Origin of the sequence: uncultured Winogradskyella sp. (assembly GCF_947498005.1) — a bacterium.
GTDB lineage: Bacteria > Bacteroidota > Bacteroidia > Flavobacteriales > Flavobacteriaceae > Winogradskyella.
Genome location: NZ_CANMIW010000005.1, coordinates 294,806 through 307,669 on the forward strand (window position 1 = coordinate 294,806; position 12,864 = coordinate 307,669).

A 12,864-nucleotide genomic window follows, 5' to 3' on the forward strand; every position below is an offset into this window, starting at 1 on the left:
TTAATAAGGCGATTGAACCCTTTTAAATGTTGGATTTTTTCCGTTTTTTTGTACCTGACTTTTGATAAAAAAGACCTATGATTGTAAATACTGAATTAGAAAATAAAGGAAATTTATTTCCTTCAAATATAATAGATTTTAAAAAGGATGTTGATAAACTATATTTCACTGCAGCAAATGATGTTATCCTAGAGTTAACAGTTGTTAGAGATAGTTTATTAAGATTTAGATATACCACAGTTGGAAATTTTGATAATGATTTTTCCTATGCTATAACTAAGTACGCTAGTATTGGTTATAATAAATTAGAAATTGAGGAGCATAAAGAGTATTTTGAAATAACGACATCAAAGTTGCGATGCGAAATTTCAAAAGATGATATGAGAGTATCTATCTATGATGCAAAAGATGGTGTATTGATTAACCAAGATGAAGGTGGTTTTCATTGGGAAGAAAGCTATCAATATGGTGGCAACATCGTTAAAATGAGTAAAACTTCTAACGATGGAGAAAGTTATTATGGTCTTGGAGATAAACCAAACCATTTAAACCTAAAAGGAAAACGCTATAGTAATTGGGCAACAGATTCTTATGCTTATGGCAAGGATACAGATCCTATTTACAAAGCTATTCCATTTTACACGGGTTTACATCATGGTAAAGCTTATGGAATTTTCTTTGATAATACATTTAAGTCTTCTTTTGATTTTGCACAAGAACGTAGAAATGTGACGAGCTTTTGGGCACAAGGAGGTGAAATGAATTATTATTTCTTCTATGGTCCTAAAATGAACGATGTTGTAGAAAGTTATACAGATTTAACTGGTAAGCCTCATCATTTGCCGCCACTTTGGGCATTAGGTTTTCACCAATGCAAATGGAGTTATTACCCAGAAAGTAAAGTAAAAGAAATTACATCGACTTTTAGAAAATTACAAATTCCATGTGACGCTATTTATTTAGATATCGATTATATGGAAGGATTTCGTTGTTTTACTTGGAACAAAGAATACTTTCCAGATCCAAAACGAATGGTAAAAGAATTAATGGATGACGGTTTTAAAACGGTTGCCATTATTGATCCAGGGATTAAAATTGATAAGGAGTACTCTGTATTTAAAGAAGCTTTAGAAAAAGATTATTTCTGTAAACGCGCAGATGGCGACTATATGAAAGGAAAAGTATGGCCAGGAGAATGTTATTTTCCAGATTATACAAATCCAGAAGTAAGAGAATGGTGGTCTGGTTTATTTCAAGAGTTAATTGAAGATATTGGCGTAAAAGGTGTGTGGAATGACATGAATGAACCTGCCGTTATGGAGGTTCCAAATAAAACATTCCCAGATGATGTACGTCATGATTATGATGGTAATCCGTGTAGTCATAGAAAAGCGCATAACATCTATGGAATGCAAATGGCGAGAGCTACATATCAAGGTTTAAAGAAATACTCATACCCAAAACGTCCTTTTGTAATTACACGTTCTGCATATTCTGGTACGCAACGTTATACATCGACATGGACTGGAGATAATGTTGCCACTTGGGAACATTTATGGATTGCAAACATACAAGCGCAGCGTATGGCAATGTCTGGCTTTTCTTTTGCAGGTAGTGATATTGGAGGCTTTGCAGAACAACCACAAGGCGAATTGTTTACACGTTGGATTCAATTAGGTATTTTTCATCCATTCTTCAGAGTGCATTCTTCAGGAGATCATGGTGATCAAGAACCTTGGGCTTTTGATGAAGATGTTACCGATATCGTTAGAAAGTTTATTGAAATTCGTTATCAAATATTACCGTATTTGTACACAGCCTTTTGGAATTATGTACAAAATGGAACACCGCTTCTAAAATCATTAGTTCTATACGATCAAGACGATGTACAAACGCATTATAGAACTGATGAATTTGTGTTTGGTGAGCAAATATTAGCATGTCCAGTTTTAGAGCCAAATGCCAAAGGCAGAAGAATGTATATTCCGCATGGCTATTGGTATAATTACTGGAATGATGAAATAATAAAAGGAGGTAAAGAAATGTGGGTAGATGCAGATATTGATAGTATGCCTATATTTGTTAAAGAAGGTGCTATAATTCCTAAATATCCAATTCAACAATACGTTGGCGAAAAAGAAATTACTGAGATTACCTTAGACGTTTACTATAAGGAAGGTAAAGAGGAAAGCGAACTTTACAGTGACGCTAATGATGGGTTTGATTATACGAAAGGACGTTATAGTTTAAGAAACTTTACGTTGACTGGTAAAACAAATGAACTTATTATTAATCAATATAAAGAAGGAAAGTTTGTAACACCTTACGAAACCTTTAAAATAAAGTTTCACGGATTACCTTTTGATGTTGTAGAAATACAAATAGACAATGAAAAGATCAATCTTAAGAGTTTAAAAGTGAATGGTGTAACCTCTATAGTTGTAGATAAGAATTTTTCTGAGTTACATATCATTGGTAGCAAGGATCAATCCTAAACTTTTAAGTGACTATTATTTTGATTTTGTGTCCTATTAATGCAAATTCATTTTTGTAATTTAGTAATTCGAATTAATCTATTTAATATGAAACATAGTAAAATACTTTTAGGTTTATTAATATTAGGCGTTGTATATGCATGTGCTACGAATCCTTTTACAGGAAAAAAAACGATGGCATTTGTTGGTAATGATCAATTATTTCCATCAGCTTTTGCACAATACAATCAAGTAAAATCGGAAAGTAAAGTAATTACAGGTACTTCAGATGCGGAAATGATTACTAGAGTTGGTCAAAGAATAGCTGCTGCTGCTGAACGTTGGTTAGTAGCGAATGGTCATCATAGTTATTTAGATGATTACCAATGGGAATATACTTTAATTCAAGATGATCAAGTAAATGCATGGTGTATGCCAGGTGGAAAGATTGCATTTTACACTGGTATTTTACCAATTGCAGCAAATGAAACTGGTGTGGCAGCAATTATGGGGCATGAAGTTGTACATGCTTTAGCAAACCATGGTCAGCAACGAATGAGTGCTGCTTATTTACAACAAGGTTTAGCTGTAGCAGGTAATGTTGCATTGGCAAATGATCAACAAGCTTTAGGAATATTTAATCAATCATTTGGTGTGGTTTCTAATGTGGCAGGAATGCTACCTTTTAGTAGAAGCCATGAAACTGAAGCCGATAAAGTTGGCTTAATAATTATGGCAATTGCTGGCTATAATCCAGATGAGGCAGCAGAGTTATGGAAAAGGATGAAGGCTAATAGTGGCTCTTCGTCAACACCAGAATTTTTAAGCACGCATCCAAGTAATGATAGTAGAATTGAAACGCTTGAAGCTTTAGCTCCAAAAGCTAAAGAGGAAGCTGCTAAATTTGGTACAACATCATTTAGACCAATAAATTAAGAATTTAATAATATTTGATTACTTTAGAAGCTGCTCAATTTGAGCAGTTTTTTTTATATAAAATATTATGATTAAACTCGAAAAAGGGAGTAAGAAACTTCTTAACGCATGGGCTTTTTACGATTGGGCTAATTCAGTGTACACCCTTACGATTGCATCGTCTATCTTTCCAATTTTTTATTCAGCCTTATTTTTAGGACAAGCAGAAAAAACGGTTTCTGCATTTGGAATGGATTTTAAAAGTACTGCATTAATTACCTACGTCACAGCATTTACCTTTGGTGTAGTTGCAATTTCTTCGCCTATTCTTTCAGGTATTGCAGATTATGTTGGTAATAAAAAGAATTTCATGAAATTCTTTTGTTATGTTGGTAGTGCAGGTTGTGTAGGTTTGTATTGGTTTAGCTTAGATAGTATTCACCTAAGTTTACTGTTTTATTTTATGGGATTGATTGGGTATTGGGGAAGTTTGGTGTTCTATAACTCGTATTTACCAGATATTGCGTTTCCAGAACAACAAGATCGTATTAGTGCTAAGGGATTTAGTATGGGGTATTTTGGGAGTGTTATTCTATTAGTCATTAATCTTGCAATGGTAATGTTTCCTCATGTCTTTTATATTTCAGATCATATAGCAGAAAATGGAGAGGTTATAGAAACTGCAGCCCAAGTTGGTATGCGCTATTCTTTTATAATGGTAGGTTTATGGTGGATTTTATTTAGTCAATATTCCTTTTATATTTTACCAGATGGAGTTTCTAGCGGTCATAAAGTAACCAAAGATGTCGTTTTTAATGGCTTAAGAGAATTGAAACAAGTTTGGATTCAATTAAAACAGAACCTAAGATTAAAACGTTATTTAGTTGCCTTTTTTGTTTTCAGTATGGCAGTTCAAACCATTATGTTAGTTGCTGTTTATTTTGGCGAGGAAGAAATTGCTTGGGGAGGTGATGACGCTAAAACCTTTGGTCTTATTGTTAGTATATTAATTATTCAGTTAGTAGCAATTTTAGGCGCTTATTTAACATCTCGTGCATCTTCAAAGTTTGGAAATGTTAATACCTTAATTGTTATTAATTTCTTTTGGATGGGGCTTTGCTTATATGCTTATTTTATGGAAACGCCATTACAATTCTATATTGCAGCAGGCTTTGTAGGTTTAGTAATGGGTGGTGTGCAATCCTTAGCAAGATCTACTTACTCTAAGTTTTTACCAGAAACAGAGGATACAACATCATATTTTAGTTTTTATGATGTGGCAGAAAAAATAGGGATTGTAATCGGGATGGGAATATTTGCAACCATAGACCAAATAACAGGGAGCATGCGAAACGCTATTTTATTTTTAGTAATCTTCTTTCTAGCAGGTATTTTGCTTTTATTTAGAGTTCCGAAGTATGCTGAAAAATAACTGTACTTTTTAATATTTAAAGTATTCAAACTAAATAATTCTTAAATATTCTTATATTGCGTTTAACTAATTTTATTTTTATGAAAAAGCTTATTATTCTTTCTGTTTTAACTACTATCTTTTTTACATCATGTAGTAGTAATGTGGATTTAGCTATAGACAATCCAACTGATTTTTCTGTTGAGGTTGTAGTTGATACCCTTAGAGTTGTAGTGCCACCAAAAGAAGTGGTTTGGGTAGAAATGGGCTTAGGAGAGCATCAATTGACATTAGAAAACGATAGTATTATTAAGTTTAATTTTACAGAATCTGTTTACATGATTAATCCGTCTTTATCAGAGTACTTATTATCTGACGAATATTACGGACCAGAAATGTATCAAGACAGTTATGCTGCTAATCTAACTAACAAAGAAGTAACATTTTTAGGTATTCCTATGAATGGAAACTATGATGTTATTAGTGATGTTATCAATGAAGTAACTTGGGATTATGGACCAAGGGAATCTTTACCAGAAATGGTTGAGGTAGATTCTGACGAGTCTTACACAAGTTTAGTAAAGGCCTTTGATCCACAAGAATTTATGGCTTTAATGATGAGTTCATACTCTGGCGAATAATAAATTAGTCCCAATAATCTATCTATTTTGAAAACTTCGCTTGGTACACACATCACTTGGGATGTATACAACTGTAATTCAGATTCTCTATCTTTTATTCCAAAAGTTAAGGAGGTATTAAATGCTATTGTAATGGAGTTGCAACTCTCTAAAGTCAACGAGTCATTTAAACAGTTCGAGCCAATAGGAGTCACTGGGTTTATATTATTAGAAGAAAGTCACGTTAGTATTCATACATGGCCAGAACATCAATTTGCTGCGGTAGATATATTTTCTTGTAAGCCATTTAATGCCGAAAAAATTCAGAAGTTATTAATGTCTTCTTTCAGTTCAGATAAAGTCATTATTAAACAGATTGAAAGGGGAGAAGCTATAGGTGTAATCACAAATTAAACCATTTAACCTTTAGCGAATTACACCAAAAGAATTTTCATCTAACCAAACGATCTTCCAGTTTTAGTTAGTTCTTGAATTATTATCATACAATTCTAAATAGTTTTTATCATTATTGATATGAAAAGTCCCTAATTGGTTCCTTGGACGAATTTCATTTCCACATTTTCTTATATATCTATTACGTCTATTATAATGCACTAAACTATATGTGCCGTTTTCTTTAAAATGATAAAGTGTGGTTTCTTCATCGCTTTGCGCTCTCGTAAATATATGTATTCTATCGTCCGAGTCTGAATTAATGTGATCAAACTATCAATAACCAAATATTTCTGATGAGGTCATTTTATCATCTTGACAAAAGCCAAAAGAGAGCCAAAAAATAAATAATAATAGTATGGCCTGTTTCATTTCAAAATGAAATGAGGATTTGTGCCAATACTTAAATAAAATGATTCTTTAAATTATAAAATGTGACATAAATTCACAATCATCCGTAATGATTTGTGACTCTTGCGCTCGTAAGTTAATTGCGGAAGCCTTTGTAGTGAAAAACATACCAATTTGATAATAGTATTTTTCCATGTCTTGATTTAAAGGGTAATATTTTTGAAAAATCATATCCTGATTTCCAAAATCGCCTTTAGATTCTTGTCTTGCTTTTGTTGCTGTCTCTATAGCAATATTTTCACCTAATCTTCCGTAAACCGGCTTTTTAACGTATTCACCCAATCGTGCTTCTTGTTGCAAATAGGTTTCGGCTAAAATATTGTTAGGAAAGTTTTGAGTAATATACGCTAAGAATTTTTTATTCTGCCAAATGGCAGTGAATGGTGGATTTAAAACAACGACTTTGTCATTAATAATTAATTCAGAAAGCGTTTGCGCCAATTCTGGCTCATCATTAAACATCCAATCCCAAGGTACCATTTTAAAAAGTACATCTATCTCTTCAAACTCACCACCAATTTCATAAAATACACCTTCATCTGAAAAAACTACATTCTCAAGATTAGAATATAAGGGTTTAAAACCTGCTTGGTAAGCTATATCGATAATACAATTAACGTTTTCTACATCTTCAACATAACCAAATGAGGTTCCTAAAAAAGTTGGGTTGGGTTTATTTAATGTCGCTTTTAAATTAGAAAGCGTCATTTTTATATCGTCACTGAGCGTATTAAAACTTTGAGGATTGCCTTTTAATTCAGCTAACTGAAGTGGCTGCCACAAAAGTGTTTCTGGGATTGTACTGCATGTATCAGCATTGAATTCTATAATTCTGCCGTAATCAGATTTTAATCCGCCATTAATATCAAATCGTCCGTAAAGAAAAGAATGCTTAGATTTATTTTTCCAGCTATGAATAATACATTTTTGAAATGATAAAGGAATACCTAAATCACCTAATTTATTATCTGCAATTATTTTGTCTGTTGCACGTTGAAATAAGTAGAAGGCTTCATCAGAAATACGACGCAATTGCTCTACCTCAGAACGGTAAATACCAAGTAATTCTTGAGAAAAATAATCTTCCCCTAAAAACCAATGTAAACGATTAGGTGTGTGTTTCTTTTTAAGGCGTTTAATTTCCTTAAACCGACTATCCTCCAAATGATCTAAACGACTTTCCACTGCCATAACCTTTTGATGATGAACCAGGAACACTCACACGACGTGACGTCGCAGAACTCTTTAAATCATTTTTTAAACCTGTAGACTTGTTGTAAGCTGACGCATTTTTGTAATTACCTTGCTTAGGTGTAACATTACCCATGTTTCTGTTAAAATAAGAAGCAGCTAAAGAGTAGTATAAGATACTTCTAAGACCAGAGTGACGGTAAGACGAAGATTCGTCATTTTTTAGTTTTCTTAAAGATAAAGTATCTACTGTACCTTCCAAAGTGTGAACAATAGCAATAGACTTTTCTTTCTCGTCTATAATACGCTCATCAAGAATTTTATAATCATTTCCAGGTTCAACTTCTTCAACTTCAGTAATTACACCTTTAGTAGATTCGTAAATCGTTTCTTCTTGTGCATCTTTAATTCTTGGGCTCCCGTCTTCTTCCCCACAACTTTGCAGAGTTAAAGCAGCAGTTACCGCAGCTATTAAAGTTATTTTTTTAGTTAAAGCAAGACCTGTTATAAAATTTTTCTTCATCTTTGAGCAGTTATTATACACCAAACATAGTCAAATTTTTATGAAAAAAAAAGCCATAATTCCTTTTGCTGTATTTATTGCAGGATTATGTTCTATAATCTATGAATTATTAATTAGTACAACTGCTACGTATTTTTTAGGTGATGGCGTTAGACAGTTTTCGATAATTATAGGTGTTTACCTTTTTTCAATGGGAATTGGTGCGTTTTTAACTAAATTTCTCAAGCATAAACCACTCATTTTTTTTATTAATGTAGAATACCTCCTAGGATTTATAGGTGGAATTTCGGTTCCGTTGCTTTACATGCTTTTTGTTTATGTATCTCCTACAGTTTTACAAATAAGTTGCTTGGCTATCATTTTTATAATTGGGTTGTTAACAGGTATGGAAGTACCATTGCTAACATTTGCATTAGAGGATAGTAATATAAAGAATAACTTGTCCAATATTTTGTCACTAGATTATATAGGCGGTTTAATAGCTACTCTTATTTTTCCGTTCATTATTCTCCCTTTTGTTGGGTTATATTATTCCTCGTTAATCTTTGGGATAGTTAATATTTTATTAGGCATCGTTTTGAATTATACAATTCTAAAAGATAAAAAACGCAATAGTATTTACGGATTTCTTGTGATTGCAGTTTTATTGGTATTGGTCATATTTGGAGGACGATTCTTAGAGGTTTGGGACCAGAAAATTTATAAAAGACCTATTGTTTTAAATGAACAGACCCCTTACCAAAAAATTGTTATGACTAAAAATAGTGATGATGTCAGGCTTTACTTAAACCGCGTGATTCAGTTTGCATCTTCTGATGAGTATCGTTATCACGAATCCTTAGTCCATGTGCCATTGGCAATGCATAATAATCCTAAGCGTGTTTTAATTTTAGGAGGTGGCGAAAATTTAGCAAGCAGAGAAGTGCTAAAAAATAAAAAAGTACAACAAATTGATGTTGTTGATATTGATAGTACAATGTTTTATTTGGCAAAAGAGAATCAATATTTAAAAGAAATAAACGAAAATGCAGCATTAAATGAAAAAGTAAATCTTATTGCTCAAGATGCTTTTACGTTTTTGTTTAATAATGATGAGAGATACGATATTATAATCGCAGATTTACCAGATCCTACCAATCAAGCAATTGCTAGACTATACAGTAAGCAATTTTTTTTAATGGCGAAAAGAAATCTGAAAAGGGATGGTGTATTTGTAACACAGGCAGGAGAGATATACTTTTCTAACACCGTTTTTAGTTGTATTAATAATACTTTAAAATCTGTTTTTGAAACCGTAGAGCCTTACCATACTTATATTCCATCATTTGGAGATTGGGGATTTATTATTGCTAAAAATAGTAATAATACAAATAGTTTAAGTCCAAATGCGTTACCAAAAGACTTGAAATTTTTAAATCCAAACCAAGTTGAGCAAACTTTTGTCTTCCCTTTAGATATTAAAATCGCAGATACAAAGCTAAATACTTTAGACAACCCAATAATACTAAATTACTTTTTGGATGATTGGGGAAAATGGAAAGCTGATTTTCAAACTGGGACTAAGTAAGGCATTGAACAATTATTATTTTGAATCCTAATTGTCATTTCGACAGAGAGAGGAACGAACGACGAGAAATCTCATAATTAAATCAGAATTCATATATAGAAAACGAATTATTAAACTTGAACGATTAATTAAAATTATAACAACAAAAAAAAAAGGACAAGCAAAGCTTATCCTTTCTTTTGTTTATTTATAACAGTTTAATTGCTCACGCTACCAGAACCCGTAATTTTAGTGTCTTTATTTGTTGGATTACCTGAGTAATTAACATCACCAGAACCTGTGATTCTAACTACCAATTCGCCATCGCAAACGACATCAGCACTACCAGATCCTGTTATTTTAGCTGTAACATTAGTACTATCTAAATCATCGCCTTCAAAATCTCCCGAACCAGCTACTTTTACAATTAAATCTGTTGTGTTTCCTTCTAATTTAATATCGCCAGAACCAGCGATACTACTTTCGGTTATTTTAGAATCTATACTTAATTCAATGTCTCCTGAACCAGCTAAAGAAACTTTTAATTTATCTGCTTCTATCGTTCCCGAATTTTTTACATCTCCCGAACCTGCAAGTGACACAGAATTAATAGATTTGTAAGGTATAGTTACGACAATAGTAGAACTTGGCTTTAAATTATAACCATCTTTGACACGTACAGAAAGTGTGTTGTTTTTAACTTCTACCAAGATATATTCCATAAGGTTGTCATCGCCTTTAACAGTAATGTTACCTTCTTTTCCTGGTACTAAATTAAAGTCCATTGATCCTGCTGTTTTAACACCATCATAAGATGTTGTAGAAAAGGTTTCTGTGGTAATATTGCCATTACCCTTAATTTTTTTCCATTTTCCCCATTGTGCATGAGATAAACTTGTACTTAATAAAATGGCAAGAACTGTGATTGATTGTAATAGTTTCATAATAGTTAATGTTTTATTGATTTATAATTGATTGATGTCTTTAATTAAATTTAATTCTTCTTAAAAGTTACACTTCCATATTCAGAATTTATTTTAATCAAGTTACCAGAATCTTTAGAGCCATGGTAACCGCTGTACTTTTTTTCGGTGTGATCAATTTCTTTATTGGTAAAATTAAAACTATCAGATTCTCGCAAGGATGCAAACTCTAAGTCTATATCGAAGTTGAAATTATAATTAGCGTCATGGCCAATTGTAATACCAGTAAAATCTGCTGTAATATCTATATCGCCAGCTTTAGATGCCATTCGGTCTATTTTTAACGAACCATAATTAGCGTTTAGTCTTACGTTCTTGTACACATTGCCTAGTCGCAGAGTGAGATAATCACCTTTGCCCTCAAAATTATTAACATTATCTACTTTTAAAGATCCATAATCACAGTTGTACTCTACATGCTCTGCAACTTCCACAATAGATTTTGTATAGTCTGCTTTTATCATTAAATCTTTAGTTTTTGCAACGGTAAAGCCACTATAATCCGCTATTATCTCGCCACTTTTTATGTATTCAAAATAACAATTAGAACTATAATCAAAACGGATTTCGTTATTGTCTGCCATTAATTCTTTAGTGGTAATTTTACCATAATCACAACTTAATTTTGCGACGCCATTTAATCGGTCTAAGTTAATGGATCCGTAATCTTGTGATAAGTCTACATTTCCAGAAATAGGCATTTTAATGACATAATTAACTTCAATCTGAAGATTCATGTTTTTTCCCCAATTCCACCAGCTACTTTTGTTTTTACTAATGTGTGTGATGGCCGAAACCAAATCATTTGTAGATGAGAAATCTATATTAATACCTTCAATTTTTTCTTCAACCTTATCGGCATTATTACCTGTAACTTTAATAAGGATATCAAAATCAATACGATTTTCTTCCCAGGTAATTACATCTACACTTCCAAAGCTATTATCTACTTTTAGTGTGGCATTAGATGAGACATTAAACGTCTTTTTTATGCTGCGTTCTTTTGAAGATTTCTTGAGGTCTTCGCCAGAATTTGCGAATACAATACTCGGTAAGAGTAAAAGTAAAAAGGCAATTTTATAATGTATTTTTAGGTTCATTTGTATTTGTTTTAAGTTCTTTAATTACTTCAATCTGTTCTAATACAGTATTTAAAATATCTATTCGGTTTTGAAAATTTGAAATCATCGCATATATAACACGTTGGTTTTTTCCACTTTCGGTTAAATCTGTTTTTAATTTTTGATAATCGTTCTCTAAAAGTTTAATTTGCGCTAAAGCATCACTAATAATCTGCTCCGTTAAAGGTGAGCGTTCTTCGTTTAGTTTTTTTAATTCGTTTTCAATTGTTACTGTAAAGAAGTCTTGTGTTTCAGACATTTCAGGTGATACACTTGCTAAATCTAAATCTTCAGAATCATTTTGTAACGTTGTAAAAAGACCTAAACATATTATTATAGAAGCTGCAATGGCTAAAAAAGGTTTCCAGTTAAAACCAGATGATTTTTTAACTTCTATTGAAGCTATATCGTTAGATTTCAATTTATCTAAAAATCGTTGTTCATGATTGGTTTGTGGGGTTTCAATATCAAATTGACCCTTCAAATTATCAAATAAACTATCTAAATTATCTTTTTCCATAATTAAATTAAGATGCTTTTAGTACTAATTTTTTTCTCAAACTTTCTTTTGCTCTCGATATTAAAGTTCTGCAATTGGCATAAGAGATGTTCATAATCTCGCAGATTTCCTCGTAATCGTAACCTTCTATTAAATGTAGTGTTAGGCTTAAACTGTAATTGGGTTTTAAAGTTTTCATAACGTCTAAAATTTGTTTTACTTTCTCATTATTCTGGTCTGGTTCAACAATGCCGTCGTTATCTTCTACTTTATAAATCACAGCGTCTAAAGGCACTTCATTTTGTCTTACTTTTTTATTGTAATAGCCAATACTATTGTTTATTACAATACGTTTTAACCATGCACCAAACATGTTAGTGTCTTCTAAGGACTTCAATTTTGTAAAAGCGGTTAAAAACGACTCTTGCATAATGTCCTCAGCTTTAAAAGAATCTTTTACAATTCTTATGGCTGTGTTATACATCGCTTTGTTATATCTGTTGTAAATTTCCAACTGTGCACGTTGGTTACCAGATTGACAAAGGATTAATAACTGTTCGATATTTTGATTGGTTGATGTCAAAAAACAATTGCTTTTACTTATAGATGACGTCTTTTTTGAAGTGTTACAGTTTTAATGAAAAAAAAATTAAACTGTGATAAAGGTAATGGCATAACAATTGGAATTACTATAGTGTGAATAACTTTGAATATCTT

General features: G+C 32.1%; 12 protein-coding genes. 6 read left to right on the forward strand and 6 right to left on the reverse strand.

The window, feature by feature from the left end; translation table 11 throughout:
* Nucleotides 1-77 precede the first annotated feature (77 nt).
* The 5 genes from Q0891_RS11420 to speD all read left to right on the forward strand — a co-directional run bounded on the left by Q0891_RS11420 (nt 78) and on the right by speD (nt 5,834).
* Nucleotides 78-2,495, forward strand: coding sequence for a glycoside hydrolase family 31 protein (locus Q0891_RS11420; protein WP_299101707.1), 2,418 nt, complete (start codon nt 78-80; stop codon nt 2,493-2,495).
* 87 nt (nt 2,496-2,582) lie between these two features.
* Nucleotides 2,583-3,410: a M48 family metallopeptidase gene (locus tag Q0891_RS11425; protein WP_299101709.1), complete on the forward strand. Its 828-nt coding sequence runs from the start codon at nt 2,583-2,585 to the stop codon at nt 3,408-3,410.
* Nucleotides 3,411-3,477: 67 nt separating this feature from the next.
* The gene (locus tag Q0891_RS11430) at nt 3,478-4,821 is read left to right on the forward strand and encodes an MFS transporter (protein ID WP_299101711.1); all 1,344 of its coding nucleotides are present in this window, start codon (nt 3,478-3,480) and stop codon (nt 4,819-4,821) included.
* Between the two features lie 80 nt (nt 4,822-4,901).
* Complete coding sequence (locus tag Q0891_RS11435) at nt 4,902-5,441, forward strand: hypothetical protein (protein WP_299101713.1); 540 nt, start codon at nt 4,902-4,904, stop codon at nt 5,439-5,441.
* A gap of 27 nt (nt 5,442-5,468) precedes the next feature.
* Nucleotides 5,469-5,834, forward strand: coding sequence for an adenosylmethionine decarboxylase (speD, locus tag Q0891_RS11440; RefSeq protein WP_299101715.1), 366 nt, complete (start codon nt 5,469-5,471; stop codon nt 5,832-5,834).
* Between the two features lie 459 nt (nt 5,835-6,293).
* Here speD and Q0891_RS11445 read toward each other — a convergent pair whose 3' ends face one another.
* Both Q0891_RS11445 and Q0891_RS11450 read right to left on the reverse strand, forming a co-directional pair.
* Nucleotides 6,294-7,475 (reverse strand): glutathionylspermidine synthase family protein, encoded by a 1,182-nt coding sequence (locus tag Q0891_RS11445; RefSeq protein WP_299101717.1) that lies wholly within the window; start codon nt 7,473-7,475, stop codon nt 6,294-6,296.
* A complete protein-coding gene (locus Q0891_RS11450; protein ID WP_299101719.1) occupies nt 7,438-7,998 on the reverse strand; it encodes a hypothetical protein in 561 nt (186 codons plus the stop codon). Before Q0891_RS11450 ends, Q0891_RS11445 begins: the two co-directional genes overlap by 38 nt.
* A 34-nt stretch (nt 7,999-8,032) precedes the next feature.
* Here Q0891_RS11450 and Q0891_RS11455 point away from each other — a divergent pair, with 34 nt between their 5' ends.
* Nucleotides 8,033-9,565 carry a polyamine aminopropyltransferase gene (locus Q0891_RS11455; RefSeq protein ID WP_299101775.1) on the forward strand — a complete coding sequence of 511 codons (1,533 nt, stop codon included), beginning with the start codon at nt 8,033-8,035 and terminating at the stop codon, nt 9,563-9,565.
* Nucleotides 9,566-9,762: 197 nt separating this feature from the next.
* On the opposite strand, the gene Q0891_RS11460 is transcribed toward Q0891_RS11455, so the two are convergent.
* From Q0891_RS11460 to Q0891_RS11475, 4 genes are read right to left on the reverse strand one after another with little or no spacing between them, the layout of a single operon-like run.
* Nucleotides 9,763-10,488 (reverse strand): head GIN domain-containing protein, encoded by a 726-nt coding sequence (locus tag Q0891_RS11460; protein WP_299101721.1) that lies wholly within the window; start codon nt 10,486-10,488, stop codon nt 9,763-9,765.
* Nucleotides 10,489-10,538: 50 nt separating this feature from the next.
* Nucleotides 10,539-11,627 (reverse strand): hypothetical protein, encoded by a 1,089-nt coding sequence (locus Q0891_RS11465; protein WP_299101723.1) that lies wholly within the window; start codon nt 11,625-11,627, stop codon nt 10,539-10,541.
* Nucleotides 11,605-12,168, reverse strand: a complete 564-nt coding sequence (locus Q0891_RS11470; protein ID WP_299101725.1) for a hypothetical protein — start codon at nt 12,166-12,168, stop codon at nt 11,605-11,607. Before Q0891_RS11470 ends, Q0891_RS11465 begins: the two co-directional genes overlap by 23 nt.
* A 7-nt stretch (nt 12,169-12,175) precedes the next feature.
* Nucleotides 12,176-12,730, reverse strand: a complete 555-nt coding sequence (locus tag Q0891_RS11475) for an RNA polymerase sigma factor (protein ID WP_299101727.1) — start codon at nt 12,728-12,730, stop codon at nt 12,176-12,178.
* Between the last annotated feature and the right edge of the window lie 134 nt (nt 12,731-12,864).